Source organism: Agrobacterium tumefaciens, from assembly GCF_005221325.1.
Taxonomy (GTDB): Bacteria; Pseudomonadota; Alphaproteobacteria; order Rhizobiales; family Rhizobiaceae; genus Agrobacterium.
Genome location: NZ_CP039889.1, coordinates 988,636 through 1,003,140, shown reverse-complemented (window position 1 = coordinate 1,003,140; position 14,505 = coordinate 988,636). Strand labels below are relative to the sequence as shown.

Here is a 14,505-nt window from a genome sequence, read left to right as displayed (position 1 = left end):
CGCTAACTCATTGAAACGATTGAAATGATTTCAATCGTTTGAAACTTTTCCTCCCGGTGCCACTTACCAAAAAGCAAGGCCGGACAAGCAGGGCTTGTCCGGCCTCGTGTCAGGCAAGTGAAATGAGTTTACTTGGCAGCGGTCAGGATGGCAACGCCCGGCAATTCCTTGCCTTCCATCCATTCGAGGAAGGCGCCGCCCGCTGTCGAGATATAGGTGAAATCGTCGGAAACGCCGGCATGGTTCAGTGCTGCGACAGTATCGCCGCCACCGGCAACGGAGATGAGCTTGCCGGCCTTGGTGCATTCGGCGGCGTGTTTTGCCGCAGCCACGGTTGCCGCATCGAAGGGTTCGATTTCAAAGGCGCCGAGCGGGCCGTTCCAGACCAGTGTTTCCGCCCGCGAAATCCAGGCCTTGATGCTTTCAACCGATTTGGGGCCGACATCGAGAACCATGGCATCGGCGGGAATGGCGTTGATATCGACAATTTCATTGGCCGCACCGGCCTTGAATTCGCGGGCGACGACGCCGTCTTCCGGCAGGACGATGGCGCAGCCGGATGTCGCCGCCTCGATCATGATCTGCTTTGCGGTTTCTGCCAGATCGTGCTCGCAGAGCGACTTGCCGACATTGGTGCCGCGGGCGGCGAGGAAGGTGTTGGCCATGCCGCCGCCGATGACGAGGGCATCGACCTTCTTGACGAGGTTCATCAAGAGATCGATCTTGCTCGAAACCTTGGCGCCGCCAACGATGGCGACGACCGGGCGAACGGGCTGGCCGAGGCCCTTTTCCAGCGCCTCAAGCTCGGCCTGCATGGTGCGGCCGGCATAGGCGGGCAGATGCCGCGCCAGGCCTTCAGTGGAGGCGTGGGCGCGGTGGGCGGCGGAGAAGGCGTCGTTCACATAGATATCGCCATTCGCGGCCAGTGCCTCGACGAAGGCGGGATCGTTCTTTTCTTCGCCCTTGTGGAAGCGGGTGTTTTCCAGCAGCAGAATATCGCCGTCGTTCATTTTCGCGACCGCATCCGCCGCTGGGGCACCGATGCAGTCGGTTGCGAAGGATATGGCATGATCCAGCACGTCCTCGACGGCGGGGACGATCTGGGAGAGCGACATGTCAGCGACAGGTTCGCCTTTCGGGCGGCCGAAATGGGCGAGCAGAATGACTTTTGCGCCTTTTGCGGAGAGTTCCAAAATGGTCGGCGCAACGCGTTCGATACGGGTTGCGTCCGTCACCTTGCCATCCGCGACCGGCACGTTGAGATCAACGCGGATGAGAACGCGCTTTCCGGCAATGTCGTTAAGGTCGTCGATGGTCTTGAAAGCGGGCATGGGTCGATCCTGATTTGTTGCGAGTTCGGCACGGACCATACTATGCCTGATTGACGACGCAAGCCGGTCAGGCCTCATTTTCTGTCACCGTCTTCGGAGGTGCGGAAACGCTCTCGCTGGCATCGGCGGAACGCAACTGACGCCGTTGTGCCAGATGCGTGCGCGCACGGCGGAGAATTTCCGAAAAGCTGATGAATATCGGCAGGCCGATGGCCGGTTCGACAGGCTCAAGCGAGATGCCGACGCCTGTGATTGCCTCATGTTCGTCCAGCGCCCGAACGATCAGAACGATGGAGCCGAGACGCACCCGATCGGCATAATCCGCCTTGCCCGAAAGGCGTGCCTCGATGAGTTCTGCGATGCTCATGGCGTGTTCAGCCGGCGAAATGATGCCGGGACCGTAGGCAGCATCGAGTTCCGTTGCCGGACGGGCGGGCGAGATCGCGAAGGTGCCGAAGAAATCGGCGTCGTCATCCGCGACCGGCAGCGCGCTTGCAAACAGCCGGTCGAGCAGCCTGATATAGCCGGGTGCGATAAACAGATAGACGAGATCGTTTTCACGCAGGCGTCCGGCATATTGATAACGGATCGACTTGCCGTCGCGCACCACCAGCGAGGGCATCGCCCAGCGGGGAATGCGCTCGCCCTGCATGATGGCGCTGCCTTTGGCGACCCGGTAGGAAATCAACTCGTGATTGGCAGTGCCGGGAAGATCGACCTCCAGCTTGTCGACCTCGCCCATACGCGGCGGCACGATCAGCCCGAGCCTTGTCGCCACCGGCTTGATGGTCCAACCCTGAACGAGGAGCGATACAAGAACGATGATGAAGGCGGCGTTGAAATAGATCTGCGCATCGTCCAGCCCGCCGAGGATGGGCATGATGGCGAGCAGGATGGAAACCGCGCCGCGCAGGCCGACCCATGCCACGAAGGAGGTTTCCTGCTGGGTATAGTTGAACGGCATGAGGCTCAGCCACACTGCGAGCGGGCGGGCGACGAAGATCAGGAAAAGTGCCAGCAGCACGGCCGGAATGGCGATCGCCGGAAATTGCGACGGTGTGGCGAGCAGGCCGAGCATCAGGAACATGATGATCTGGGCAAGCCAGGTCAGCCCCTCGTGGAAACGGCGGATGGTCTCCTTGGCGAAGATCCTGCGGTTGCCGGCAACGATACCCGCTACATAGACCGCCAACCGCTGCCGCCGATCGCGCCGGTGAAGGAGAAAACGAGCAGCGCCAGTGCCAGCACGAAGATCGGCGCCAGCCCGCGGTCGGCGGCGAAGCGATTGACGACGGTGGCGATCATGACGCCGCCGAGCAGGCCGAAGATCAGGCCAAGCCCCATTTCCTCGACGAAGAGCAGCAGGAAACCGCTGTCGATGCCGGCCAGACCCTGACCCTTGGCGATGATCTCGACCAGCGCAACGGTGAGAAAGATGGCCATCGGATCGTTGGTGCCGGACTCCACCTCCAGCGTCGAGCGCACCTGATCGCGGATATGGATGCCGCCGATGCGCAGCAGGAAGAACACGGCCGCCGCATCCGTGGAGGCGACGATGGCGCCGAGCAGCAGGCCCTCCAGCCAGGAAAGCCCGAGCAGCAGGGCGGCTGCGCCTGCGAAGAACACGGATGTGAGGATGACGCCGACGGTGGCGAGCGCGACGGCGGGTGCCGCAGAAAGCCGAAAGGATTGCAGGGAGGTGCCGAAGCCGGAATCGAAGAGGATGACGGCAAGTATGAGCGAGCCGAGCATATAGGCGAGCGGATTGTTGGTGAATTCGATGCCGAGGCCATCCACGCCCGCCGCAAGCCCGATGACAAGGAAGAGCAACAGCAGCGGCGCGCCGAAGCGGAAGGCGATGAGGCTGGAAAAGGCCGCGACGAGAACCAGAACAGTTGCGACCAGCAACAGAAGATAAAATGATTCCACGTCCACCGCCTCTTTCACACCGCATTGGCCGCCGCAATGAATGCTCTGCACGTTCGCAGTCAATGCGCCACGGGTTGCGGTCTGTCAGCGCTGGCTTGGTGGCGTTGAAAGGCGACGCAAGGCGGGGTGTATCGAAAGATACGGCAGGGCCGAAGTGCATTGCGCACGACCGTTATCCCTGTCGCTGTTGTCAGTCTCAAAATGGACCAGACAAAGGCAGGAAATTGAAAACTTGGCGGCATAGAGGAGGAAAATCGAGAATAAAAAATCCGGCGGGATTGCTCCCGCCGGACCTGCATCGATCGATGCGTTTTCGTTAGATGGTCTTCGCGAATGCGACGGCCGTGTCCGACATGCGGTTGGAGAAGCCCCACTCGTTGTCGTACCAGGACAGAACGCGGACGAACTTGCCTTCCATGACCTTGGTCTGGTCGATCGCGAAGATCGAGGAATGGCTGTCGTGGTTGAAGTCGCGGGAGACCAGCGGCTCTTCGGTGTAGCCGAGGATGCCCTTCAGCTTGCCGTTGGAAGCAGCCTTGATCGCTTCGTTGACTTCTTCAACAGTCGTGTCGCGCTTGGCGATGAACTTGAAGTCGACGACCGAAACGTTCGGGGTCGGAACGCGGATCGACGTGCCGTCCAGCTTGCCCTTGAGATGCGGCAGAACGAGGCCAACGGCCTTGGCTGCACCGGTGGACGTCGGGATCATGGACAGGGCTGCGGCGCGGGCGCGGTACAGATCCTTGTGCATGGTGTCCAGCGTCGGCTGGTCGCCGGTGTAGGAGTGGATCGTGGTCATGAAGCCATGGTCGATGCCAATGACGTCGTCGAGAACCTTCACGACCGGTACAAGGCAGTTGGTGGTGCAGGAGGCGTTGGAAATGACCAGATGGTCCTTCGTCAGCTGGTCGTCGTTGACGCCGAAGACGACCGTGAGGTCAGCGCCGTCAGCGGGAGCGGATACGATGACGCGCTTTGCGCCGGCTGTCAGGTGAGCGGCGGCCTTGTCGCGGGCGGTGAAGATGCCGGTGCACTCAAGAGCGATATCGACGCCGAGTTCCTTGTGCGGCAGGGTTGCCGGATCGCGAACGGCCGTGACCTTAATCGGCTTGCCGCCGCCAACGATGATCGTGTCGCCTTCGACCTTTACTTCGGCAGGGAACTTGCCGTGGATCGAATCGTAGCGCAGCAGGTGGGCGTTGGTTTCAACCGGACCGAGGTCGTTGATGGCAACGACTTCGATATCGGCACGGCCGGATTCGACGATGGCGCGCAGAACATTGCGGCCGATGCGGCCGAAGCCGTTAATGGCAACTTTTACAGTCATTTACAGTCTCCCGAACAAGATATGTGCTTGGTCTATGCGGAATGTGAGGGCCTTGGGAGCCCTCATGCAAGTTTTGCCTCGACTGCGGCGACGACGGCTTCCGCCGTGATACCGAAGTGCTTGAAGAGATCCTTCGCCGGCGCAGAGGCTCCAAAGGAGTGCATGCCGACGAAAGCGCCGTCATTACCGATGAAGTAATCCCAACCCTGGCGGATGGCGGCTTCCACCGCGATCTTGACCGGAGCCTTGCCGATGATGGCGTTACGATAGGTTTCCGGCTGTTCCTTGAAGAGTTCGAAGCAGGGAACGGAAACGACGCGGGCGGAAACGCCCTTATCCTTCAGCGTTGCGGCAGCCTTGAGCGCCACTTCCACTTCCGAACCGGAAGCGAAGATCGAAACCTTGGCGTCGCTGGCGGATACGAGTTCGTATGCGCCGTAAGCGGACAGGTTCTTCTCTTCATATTCCTTGCGCGAAGGCGCCAGATTCTGGCGGGTAAGCGCCAGCGCCGAGGGACGGTGCTTCTGTTCCAGTGCCAGCTGCCAGCATTCCGCCGTCTCGGTTTCATCCGCCGGGCGGAAGACGAGCAGGTTCGGAATGGCGCGCAGCGCTGCGATCTGTTCGACCGGCTGGTGGGTCGGGCCGTCTTCGCCGACACCGATGGAATCATGGGTCAGAACGTGGACGACGCGGATGCCCATCAGCGCGGCAAGGCGGATCGACGGACGGCAATAGTCCGAGAAGATCAGGAAGCCGCCGGCATAGGGGATGAGACCGCCATGCAGCGCGATGCCGTTCATGGCCGCAGCCATGCCGTGCTCGCGGATGCCGTAATGCAGGTAACGGCCGGAGAAGTCCGTCGGCGTGATGGACTTCATCTGGCTGGTCTTGGTGTTATTGGACGGCGTCAGGTCGGCCGAACCGCCGATCATTTCCGGCAGGATGCCGTTGATTACTTCGAGCGAGTCTTCCGAGGCCTTGCGGGTGGCAACGGTCGGGTTGTTCTCGATGATCTTCTTCTTGAAGGCATCGATGGAGCTGTCGAAGTTGCCGGTCAGTTCGCCGGAGAAGCGGCGCTTGAATTCGGCCTTCTTGGCCGTCTCAGCGGCTTCGAGGCGGGCTTCCCAGTCCTGGCGGGTCTTGGTGGAGCGCAGGCCGGCAAGGCGCCATGCATCGAGCACGTCTTCCGGAATGACGAAGGCTTCTGCTTCCCAGTTCAGGCTCTTGCGGGCAGCGGCGATTTCTTCGGCGCCGAGCGGATTGCCGTGCACCTTATGGGTGCCCTGCTTGTTGGGCGCGCCGAAACCGATGACGGTCTTGCAGGCGATGAAGGTCGGGCGGTCGGATTTCTGCGCAGCTTCGATGGCGGCGGCAATCGCGTCCGGATCATGGCCGTCGACACGGATCGTGTTCCAGTGGACCGCGTTGAAGCGTGCGATCTGGTCGGTGCTGTCGGAAAGACCCACTTCACCGTCGATGGTGATGTTGTTGTCGTCCCAGAAAAGAACGAGCTTGTTGAGCTTCAGGTGGCCGGCAAGCGCGATGGCTTCGTGGCTGATGCCTTCCATGAGGCAGCCATCGCCGCACAACACATAGGTGAAGTGGCTCTGCAGGTCGGAACCGAATTCCTCTTCCAGCTTGCGTTCGGCGATTGCCATGCCGACGGCGTTGGCGATGCCCTGGCCGAGCGGGCCGGTGGTCGTTTCAATGCCGGTGGCATGACCATATTCCGGGTGACCGGCGGTCTTGGACCCGAACTGACGGAAGCGCTTGATCTCGTCGATCGTCATGTCCTCGTAGCCCGTCAGATAGAGCAGCGAGTAAAGAAGCATCGAGCCATGGCCTGCCGACAGCACGAAGCGATCACGGTCTGCCCACAGCGGTGCCTTGGGATCGAATTTCAGGTAGCGGGTGAAAAGAACGGTGGCGACATCGGCTGCGCCCATCGGCAGTCCGGGATGGCCGGAATTGGCCTTCTCCACTGCATCCATGGCAAGAAAGCGGATCGCATTTGCCATCCGGTTGTGTTTGTCGCGAGAAATCATGGCTTTTCCGTCTGTTCCGGGTGAAAGGAGATAGTTTTACGCAACTATCCAAAAAGCGGGTTGATCCATAGCAGGTGAGGCAGGCAAGTCAATAAATCCGCGGGCAATTGCGGTTCGCCCAAGGATAAAAATCGTTTAGAAAATCGGCTGTCTCGACAAAAATCGTGCGATGGGGGCCGGCGCTTCTTCGTTCATCCACAGAGCAAAACGCCTCAATGCACTGGTTTGATTGACGGGATGGTAAATCGGGTAATAACCTCGTGACTGTGGAAAAGGCCTGAAACCGGACGATTCGGCCGGTGGCGTGCGAGTTGGAAAAAACGATGTCGGCTGAGAAGACCGTACAATCTGCGCTGACGGAGCTGAATGCTGCCATCACAAATCTCGAAAATGCCATCGATATGCGTATCGAGCGGCAAAGGGAGACGGGCGAGATCGATAATGAGGTCAAGCGGGTCCATGTCGACCGCGCCAGGCTTGCACACGAGCTTGATCAGGCCGAGTTTCGCGCCAACCGTCTTGAAGAAGTCAATCGCGAGGTTTCCCGTCGGCTGGTAACGGCCATGGAGACGATCCGCGCGGTGCTGGATCGATAGGAGCGGTTTCATGGCGCAAGTCACTGTTATGATCGATGGCAAGGCCTATCGCATGGCCTGCGAGGCGGGGCAGGAAGACCACCTGACCGATCTCGCCACCCGTTTTGATCGGTATGTCGGGCATCTCAAGAGCCAGTTCGGCGAAATCGGCGATCTGAGGCTCACTGTGATGGCCGGTATCATGGTGATGGATGAACTTTCCGAACTCAACCGCAAGATCGAGAGGCTGGAGGGGGAGGTCGCATCCCTTTCCCGCAACCGCGACGGCATGGCCGAGCACAAGGCGAAATCGGATGAAATAGTGGCTGTTGCCATTGGCGATCTGGCTGACCGGCTGAACGGTATTACCGAAAAACTGCTCGAACGTCCAAAACCCGCGGCCCATTAATCGGGCGAACTTTCCGTGCCGGCAAAATTCGTTATCGGCCCTCTGGCGGTTTCCTTCAATCCGTCCTATATCTTGGATGCGTTCTGCGCTTCCCGACAGGAACCACAATCCCTGGGGCCATACTCGATCCAAAGGGAGCTGTCCCTGGCCAGTCCCGTGGGGCTGGACACACGGTACCCACCTACTTTTGTAGGCACCCAGGATCGTAAATCTCCATCGGTCGCCGTGGATCGCGCTTGAAGTTTCGGGTCAACCCCCGTTCTTCACCTGATTATTTTATCGTCGACAGTTATTTTTCATTACTGCCGGGCAAGGCTTTTTTATATCGCTGTCATTGCAATGGCGGAACAATTGCCTATTATTCGGATTGGTATGTCTGTTATGCCCTTTTATATCAAAGGGTCCTGCGGTCAAAACCGCGACCTGCCGTTCAACAGCCCAAAGAGCTAAACTTGTTTACTGAAATTATGATCGTGGTCCTGCTCACCGTATTGAACGGTGTGCTTGCCATGTCCGAGCTTGCCGTTGTCTCCTCCAGACCGGCGAGGCTCAAGGTGCTTGCCGCGCAAGGCAGCAGGGGCGCCACCATGGCGCTTGGCCTTTCTGAAAATCCCGGACGGTTCCTTTCCACGGTTCAGATCGGCATTACGTTGGTCGGCGTTCTGTCCGGTGCGTTTTCCGGCGCCACGCTTGGCGCCCGGTTCACCGGATGGCTTCTGGAGCAGGGCGTTCCCGATCGTGCCGCCGATGCTATCGGTGTAGGCTCGGTTGTCGTTGCCATCACCTATCTGTCGCTGATCGTCGGCGAGCTGGTGCCGAAGCAGATCGCTCTGCGCGATCCCGAAAAAATCGCCGCCCGTGTCGCGCCTACCATGGTGATGCTGTCACGCGTCGGCGCGCCGCTGGTGTGGCTGCTGGATAAATCCGGCAAGGTCGTTCTGGCAATTCTCGGCCATAGCGGTGAGTCCAACGCTTCGGTGACGGACGATGAAATTCGCACGGTTCTGGCCGAAGCCCATAGTGCCGGTGTGATCGAGACCGAGGAATCGGCGATGATCACCAGCGTCATGCGCCTTGCCGACCGTAATGCGCGTGGCCTCATGACGCCACGCCGCGATGTCGAAGTGGTCGATATCGAAGACAGTGCACAGGAAATCCGGGAGCAGCTTCGCCAGACGCAGCGTTCACGCCTTCCGGTGCGCAACGGCGCTTCCGATGAAATTCTGGGCGTACTTTTCGCCAAGGACGCCTTCGATGCGCTTGCCTCGGGCAAGGAGCTGGATGTGCGCGAACTTCTGCGCGAGGTTCCCGTTGTCTCTGACCTGACGAGCGCGGTGGATGTCATCCAGTCGCTGCGTCGCTCCACGGTGCATATGGTGCTAGTCTATGACGAATACGGCCATTTCGAAGGTATCGTCAGTTCCGGCGACGTTCTGGAGGCCATTACCGGCGCCTTTCAGGAAGATAATGACGAAGAACCGGCCATGGTCGAGCGCGAGGATGGCTCGTTCCTCGTCGCCGGCTGGATGCCGGCCGATGAGTTCGCTTATCGCATGGGATTCCAGATCGATGAGGATGCCGAGTTCGAGACCGTTGCCGGTCTTGTGCTTGATGAATTCCGCCGCCTGCCGGAACTGGGTGAACATGTCACCCGCAACGGCTGGCGTTTCGAAGTCATCGACCTCGACGGCCACCGTATCGACAAGGTCCTTGTGAGCCGGGCCGCCTGATGCAGGGCGATGCAGCGGAAAAAGCAAGGTTGCGTGGCGAAAGGCTTGCCTCGCGCGATGCGTTGCCTTCAGCCGAGCGGCAGCAGAAGAGCCTGTCAATAACGGCCTATGGTGCCTTCGGCATTCCCTTTGCGCCCGGCACCGTCATTTCCGGGTTTATGCCCATTCGCTCCGAGGCCGATACCCGGCCGCTGATGGAGGCGTTGCGTGAACGGGGCGGGCGTCTCGTCCTTCCCGTGGTGCTTGACCGGGAAACCATCGTCTTTCGCGCCTTCGAGGCGGATACGCCACTGGTGAAGACCGGTTTCGGCACGAGCGGCCCGGGCGAGGATGCGGAAGTTCTTGATCCGGACATTCTGCTTGTGCCTCTTTCCGTCTTCGATGGGCAGGGGCAGCGTGTCGGTTATGGTGCGGGGCACTATGACCGCGCCATTGCGAGATTGCACGCCAAGGGTCGTCAGCCCATCCTCATCGGCATCGCCTTTGATTGTCAGGAAGTACCATCCGTACCGGCGGAGGCGCATGATGTGCCGCTCCACGCCATTCTGACGGAAAGCGGGCTGCACTGGTTTTCCACCCCGCTATCGATGGCCGATCCGGGACAAAAGGCGCTTTAGCACTTTTTAAAAGATGGATTACCCGCTAGAGGGACGCAAATCCAAAGAACATACGCAAAACGAGGCGGTGAATGAGACTTCTTTTTCTTGGAGATATGGTTGGCAAGACCGGACGCACGGCTGTCTGGGAGCGATTGCCGGGGCTGATTTCCGATCTGAAGCTCGATTTCGTCATCGTCAACGGTGAAAATGCCGCCGGCGGTTTCGGCATTACCGAGGATATCTACCTTGAAACAATCAATGCCGGTGCCGACGTCGTGACCACCGGCAACCATGTCTGGGATCAGAAAGAAGCGGTTTCCTTCTGCGAGCGCCACGACCAGTTCCTGCGGCCCGCCAATTATCCCGATGGTACGCCTGGTAAGGGCTCGGGCATGTTTTATGCCCGCAACGGCGCACGTATCCTTGTCGCCAACATCATGGGCCGGGTGTTCATGCATCCGGAGCTGGACGATCCTTTCAAGTCGGCGGAAACCATTCTTGCCGCCTGCCCGCTGAAGGAACAGGCCGACGCCATCATCTTCGATTTCCATGCCGAGGCGACCAGCGAAAAGCAGTGTTTCGGCCATTTCGTTGATGGCCGCGCGAGCTTCGTCGTCGGCACCCACACCCATGTTCCGACGGCTGACGCGCAAATACTGAATGGCGGCACGGCCTATATGTCTGATGCCGGCATGTGCGGCGATTATGACAGTTCGCTTGGCATGGAGAAGGAAGAGCCGATCAACCGATTCATTTCCAAAATGCCGAAGGGCCGTTTCGAGGCCGCAAGCGGGCCGGCGACGATCTGTGGCGTCGGCGTTGAAATCTCCGACCGCACCGGGCTTGCCGAAAAGATCGCGCCGCTGCGCATCGGCCCGCGGCTTTCGGAAACAGTGCCCTCCTTCTGGGCCTGAACGTTTGCCGGAAGCGTTCACAATGACGAGAGTCTAAGCCTCTCGCGTTCTTGTAACTGGACGCACCGCAAAACCTGCCGCATCCTCTCAACCTTCGCAAGTTCATGGGAGTGGGCATGATGCTACGCGTGCTAATGCTTGCAATGACAGGCCTGATTGCCTGTGCGGGAGCCGCCTTTTCACAGACGGCAAGCCGGCCTCCCGTCAGCCAGTGTCAGGCGATTGCCCAAAATATCCCCGGAGTGATGTTCGCCAGCTTCAATACGCCCGGTGTCCAGTTGGCTCAGGCGGCGGCGAAGGAAGAGGTGAAGATCAGCTTCATCGGCCATTCCACCTATCTCATCGAAAGTCCCGATGGCGTGACGATCGCCACCGATTATAACGGCGTATACCGTCCGCCCGTCACGCCGACTGTCGTGACGATGAACCGGGCGCATTCCACCCACTTCACCCTCAGCCCGGACCCGGCTATTCAATATGTGCTGCATGGCTGGAGCGATACGCCCGGGGAAAAGGCCGAGCACAAGGTGCTGGTGGGTGACGTCTATATCCGCAATGTCGCGACCGATATCCGCAACCGCTGGGGTGATTACGAGTCATTTCAGGAAAACGGCAATTCCATCTTCATCTTCGAGGTTGCCGGGCTGTGCATCGGCCATCTTGGGCATCTGCATCATGAACTGACGGATACGCATTATGCCGAAATCGGCCGGTTGGACGTGCTGATGGTGCCGGTGGATGGCGGTCTGACCATGGGGGCCGATAGCATGAGCCGGGTGGTGAAGCGGCTGCGCTCCGCGCTGATCCTGCCAATGCATCGCACCGGCCCGCCGCTTGAGCAGTTCCTGACGATGTTCGGGGAGAGTTTCCGGATTGCCTATGCCACAGATCCGGTGATCCGGGTCTCGATGAGAAACCTTCCCCGCCAGCCGCAGATACTGGTGCCGAAAGGCATGTAGCTGGAAGCGGGCGAGGAAGGGCGGGGGAGCTGTCAATCAGGCAAATGTGAGGTGCTGGCGCACGCCGACATCAGGCGTCTTGTCGTCGGACATGTTGGCCTTGGCGATTTCCCAGCCGAATTTCAGCGTGCTGTCCGTCGAGGCCCAGATATCGGCGTCATCGACATGAAGCGCCAGCATCGTCAGCTGCGGGTCGGCCTTGCCATGTTCGAACCAGGCGGCGGTGACGGAATTCCAGTATTCATCGATCTTCGCCCTGTCGTCGCGCGCCTCCAGGATGCCGGAGAGGCAGGCGTGGTAATCATGGTCCTTGCCAACGAGGCAGAAATGCGCGCGCGAGCCCGACTTCAGCGATTTTACGAGATCGGTGTCCTTTTTGGAGAAAAACCAGATGGTATTGGTCTTCGGATCAGCATGAGGCGCCATGGGCTGCATGTGATTGTGCAGGCCTTCGAGACCAAGCATGCCGGCATGGACCGAGTTGATCTCGTCCCAGAGCTGGCGGGCCGGGGCTTCTCTTGCTTCAGTCAGGCTGACCATATGTTTTCTCCTTCCGGTCTGATGCTGCGACGGAGAGAAAACATGTGTTCTCCCGCCGGTTCATGATCAGAACGAGAAGCGATTAAATCAGTTCCTTCTATTGTTCGCGGAAGAGAAAGTGCTTCCGGGCTTGAACGATGGGCCTATCGCACTTATAAGGCCCGCAATCTCCAAATTAAGACAATCGGGTTTTCCATGGCTGGTCATTCACAGTTCAAGAACATCATGCACCGCAAGGGCAAGCAGGACTCCGTGCGGTCCAAGATGTTTTCCAAGCTTGCACGCGAAATCACCGTTGCGGCAAAGACGGGCATGCCCGACCCCAACATGAACGCGCGTCTGCGTCTGGCAATCCAGAACGCCAAGGCACAGTCCATGCCGAAGGACAATATCGAGCGGGCGATCAAGAAGGCTTCCGGCGCAGACAGCGAGAACTACGATGAAGTCCGTTACGAAGGTTACGGTCCGGGGGGTGTCGCCGTCGTCGTCGAGGCCCTGACCGACAACCGCAACCGCACCGCCTCCAACGTCCGCTCCATCTTCACCAAGGCCGGCGGCGCACTCGGCGAAACCGGCTCGGTATCCTTCTCCTTCGACCGCGTTGGCGAGATCGCTTACAAGGCTGAAGTCGGCGATGCCGACAAGGTTATGGAAGCGGCTATTGAAGCGGGCGCTGACGATGTCGAATCCTCCGAAGATGGCCACACCATCATCTGCGGTTTCGAAGCCATGAACGAGGTTTCCAAGGCGCTGGAAAGCGTGCTGGGCGAAGCCGAAAGCGTCAAGGCCATCTGGAAGCCGCAAAATACGGTGCCGGTGGATGAAGAAAAGGCGCAGTCGCTGATGAAGCTCATCGACAATCTCGAAGATGATGACGACGTGCAGAACGTTTATTCCAACTTCGAAGTCTCAGAAGAAATTCTCGCCAAGCTTTCGGCCTGACATTTCAGATTAACGAAGAGCCCCGGTAGCGACATCGCTCCGGGGCTTTTCGTTGAATGCATTTCCAGGAAAAGTGGATTCCGGTTTCCGTCGGGAAATGCGAAAAATTCTAGGCTGCTTTTCGGATGGCGGTCCGCACATCGGCGAAAATTTCCACGGAACGCAGCCGTTTTTGGATATCGTGGATCGGCATCGAGACGATCAGCTCGTCCGCCTGCGTTTCGGCCAGGAAACCGTCAAGATGGCGCTCGATCGTTTCGGGTGAACCAACAGCGGCAAAACGCAGCGTGTGTTCGACCGAGAAACGTTCCATCTCGTTCCAGTAATCGTCCATGCTGTGCACCGGTTTCGGAAACGGCGTGCGCACATTGCGCCGCAGATTGACGAATTGCTGCTGGGACGAGGTGAAGAGATGCTGCGCCTCCTCGTCCGTATCTGCACCGACACCCATCACACCCACCATCACATAGGGCTTGTCCAGCACCTCTGAGGGCTGGAAGCGCTCGCGATAGATATGGATGGCCTCCATCAGCATATCGGGGGCAAAATGCGAGGCGAAGGAATAGGGCAGACCGAGCGCTGCGGCGAGATGCGCGCTGTAGGTACTGGAGCCAAGCAGCCAGAGCGGCACGTTGGAATTCATGCCGGGCACGGCAAGGATCGCCTGATCCGGCTGCGGTGCGCCGAGGTAACGCTGGAGTTCGACGATATCGTGCGGGAAATTTTCCGCGCCGGCATCGAGGTTGCGGCGCAGGGCTCGCGCTGTGCGCATATCGGTTCCCGGCGCGCGGCCGAGACCGAGATCGACACGACCCGGCAAAAGTGCTGCCAGCGTTCCGAACTGTTCGGCAATGACGAGCGGGGAGTGGTTGGGCAGCATGATGCCGCCGGAACCGACACGAATATGTTTGGTGGCGGCACCCACATGGGCTATCACGAGCGAGGTCGCAGCACTGGCAATGCCCGGCATGCCGTGGTGCTCCGCCAGCCAGATGCGGTTATAACCGTGTTCTTCGGCCTTGATGGCCATGCGACGGGAATTTTCGAGCGCCGCGCTGACGCTCTCGCCTTCGCCGATCGGCGAAAGGTCGAGAATGGAGAAGGGGATCATCGGACGCTCCTGCAGAAATTCAAATCTTTGCTGCGGATGTAAGGCGCGTGTCTCGATTTACCAGAGAAGTCGCATAGAATTGATGGATGGTTCA

The 14,505-nt window shown here is 59.3% G+C and carries 12 protein-coding genes, 1 other RNA gene and 1 pseudogene; 8 read left to right on the top strand and 6 right to left on the bottom strand.

Going from position 1 to position 14,505, the window contains the following annotated elements:
- Positions 1-128 precede the first annotated feature (128 nt).
- The 4 genes and pseudogenes from CFBP5499_RS19505 to tkt all read right to left on the bottom strand — a co-directional run bounded on the left by CFBP5499_RS19505 (position 129) and on the right by tkt (position 6,632).
- On the bottom strand, positions 129-1,331 hold the full coding sequence (locus CFBP5499_RS19505) for a phosphoglycerate kinase (protein ID WP_080830184.1): 1,203 nt from the start codon (positions 1,329-1,331) through the stop codon (positions 129-131).
- 67 nt (positions 1,332-1,398) lie between these two features.
- A pseudogene (locus tag CFBP5499_RS19500) lies at positions 1,399-3,260 on the bottom strand (potassium/proton antiporter).
- Between the two features lie 316 nt (positions 3,261-3,576).
- Entirely contained in the window at positions 3,577-4,587 is a 1,011-nt protein-coding gene (gap, locus tag CFBP5499_RS19495; RefSeq protein WP_080829178.1) for a type I glyceraldehyde-3-phosphate dehydrogenase, read from the bottom strand.
- 62 nt (positions 4,588-4,649) lie between these two features.
- On the bottom strand, positions 4,650-6,632 hold the full coding sequence (tkt, locus tag CFBP5499_RS19490) for a transketolase (protein ID WP_080829180.1): 1,983 nt from the start codon (positions 6,630-6,632) through the stop codon (positions 4,650-4,652).
- Between the two features lie 323 nt (positions 6,633-6,955).
- On the opposite strand from tkt, the gene CFBP5499_RS19485 reads away from it, so the two are divergent.
- The 7 genes from CFBP5499_RS19485 to CFBP5499_RS19450 all read left to right on the top strand — a co-directional run bounded on the left by CFBP5499_RS19485 (position 6,956) and on the right by CFBP5499_RS19450 (position 11,818).
- Positions 6,956-7,228, top strand: coding sequence for a DUF4164 domain-containing protein (locus CFBP5499_RS19485; protein WP_003506205.1), 273 nt, complete (start codon positions 6,956-6,958; stop codon positions 7,226-7,228).
- Between the two features lie 10 nt (positions 7,229-7,238).
- Positions 7,239-7,616, top strand: coding sequence for a cell division protein ZapA (locus CFBP5499_RS19480; protein WP_080829181.1), 378 nt, complete (start codon positions 7,239-7,241; stop codon positions 7,614-7,616).
- 77 nt (positions 7,617-7,693) lie between these two features.
- Positions 7,694-7,852, top strand: a non-coding RNA gene (gene ssrS / locus CFBP5499_RS19475) — 6S RNA.
- Positions 7,853-8,083: 231 nt separating this feature from the next.
- Positions 8,084-9,346 (top strand): hemolysin family protein, encoded by a 1,263-nt coding sequence (locus CFBP5499_RS19465; RefSeq protein WP_173989277.1) that lies wholly within the window; start codon positions 8,084-8,086, stop codon positions 9,344-9,346.
- Complete coding sequence (locus tag CFBP5499_RS19460; RefSeq protein ID WP_080829187.1) at positions 9,346-9,963, top strand: 5-formyltetrahydrofolate cyclo-ligase; 618 nt, start codon at positions 9,346-9,348, stop codon at positions 9,961-9,963. Before CFBP5499_RS19465 ends, CFBP5499_RS19460 begins: the two co-directional genes overlap by 1 nt.
- 71 nt (positions 9,964-10,034) lie before the next feature.
- Positions 10,035-10,859, top strand: coding sequence for a TIGR00282 family metallophosphoesterase (locus CFBP5499_RS19455; protein WP_080829189.1), 825 nt, complete (start codon positions 10,035-10,037; stop codon positions 10,857-10,859).
- 116 nt (positions 10,860-10,975) lie between these two features.
- Positions 10,976-11,818, top strand: coding sequence for an MBL fold metallo-hydrolase (locus CFBP5499_RS19450; RefSeq protein ID WP_130932548.1), 843 nt, complete (start codon positions 10,976-10,978; stop codon positions 11,816-11,818).
- 36 nt (positions 11,819-11,854) lie between these two features.
- Here the strand turns inward: CFBP5499_RS19450 and CFBP5499_RS19445 are convergent, their stop codons facing one another.
- A complete protein-coding gene (locus CFBP5499_RS19445) occupies positions 11,855-12,358 on the bottom strand; it encodes a pyridoxamine 5'-phosphate oxidase family protein (protein WP_080829191.1) in 504 nt (167 codons plus the stop codon).
- Between the two features lie 195 nt (positions 12,359-12,553).
- Between CFBP5499_RS19445 and CFBP5499_RS19440 the strand changes: the two genes are divergently transcribed.
- Positions 12,554-13,300: a YebC/PmpR family DNA-binding transcriptional regulator gene (locus CFBP5499_RS19440; protein WP_080829193.1), complete on the top strand. Its 747-nt coding sequence runs from the start codon at positions 12,554-12,556 to the stop codon at positions 13,298-13,300.
- A gap of 109 nt (positions 13,301-13,409) precedes the next feature.
- On the opposite strand, the gene CFBP5499_RS19435 is transcribed toward CFBP5499_RS19440, so the two are convergent.
- Complete coding sequence (locus CFBP5499_RS19435) at positions 13,410-14,411, bottom strand: LLM class flavin-dependent oxidoreductase (RefSeq protein ID WP_080829194.1); 1,002 nt, start codon at positions 14,409-14,411, stop codon at positions 13,410-13,412.
- Positions 14,412-14,505 lie beyond the last annotated feature (94 nt).

What these genes read in the sequence shown, in the direction of transcription:
- CFBP5499_RS19505 (WP_080830184.1), bottom strand. Translation starts at nt 1,331, where the DNA reads ATGCCCGCTTTCAAGACCATCGACGACCTTAACGACATTGCCGGAAAG.
- gap (WP_080829178.1), bottom strand. Translation starts at nt 4,587, where the DNA reads ATGACTGTAAAAGTTGCCATTAACGGCTTCGGCCGCATCGGCCGCAAT.
- tkt (WP_080829180.1), bottom strand. Translation starts at nt 6,632, where the DNA reads ATGATTTCTCGCGACAAACACAACCGGATGGCAAATGCGATCCGCTTT.
- CFBP5499_RS19485 (WP_003506205.1), top strand. Translation starts at nt 6,956, where the DNA reads ATGTCGGCTGAGAAGACCGTACAATCTGCGCTGACGGAGCTGAATGCT.
- CFBP5499_RS19480 (WP_080829181.1), top strand. Translation starts at nt 7,239, where the DNA reads ATGGCGCAAGTCACTGTTATGATCGATGGCAAGGCCTATCGCATGGCC.
- CFBP5499_RS19465 (WP_173989277.1), top strand. Translation starts at nt 8,084, where the DNA reads ATGATCGTGGTCCTGCTCACCGTATTGAACGGTGTGCTTGCCATGTCC.
- CFBP5499_RS19460 (WP_080829187.1), top strand. Translation starts at nt 9,346, where the DNA reads ATGCAGGGCGATGCAGCGGAAAAAGCAAGGTTGCGTGGCGAAAGGCTT.
- CFBP5499_RS19455 (WP_080829189.1), top strand. Translation starts at nt 10,035, where the DNA reads ATGAGACTTCTTTTTCTTGGAGATATGGTTGGCAAGACCGGACGCACG.
- CFBP5499_RS19450 (WP_130932548.1), top strand. Translation starts at nt 10,976, where the DNA reads ATGATGCTACGCGTGCTAATGCTTGCAATGACAGGCCTGATTGCCTGT.
- CFBP5499_RS19445 (WP_080829191.1), bottom strand. Translation starts at nt 12,358, where the DNA reads ATGGTCAGCCTGACTGAAGCAAGAGAAGCCCCGGCCCGCCAGCTCTGG.
- CFBP5499_RS19440 (WP_080829193.1), top strand. Translation starts at nt 12,554, where the DNA reads ATGGCTGGTCATTCACAGTTCAAGAACATCATGCACCGCAAGGGCAAG.
- CFBP5499_RS19435 (WP_080829194.1), bottom strand. Translation starts at nt 14,411, where the DNA reads ATGATCCCCTTCTCCATTCTCGACCTTTCGCCGATCGGCGAAGGCGAG.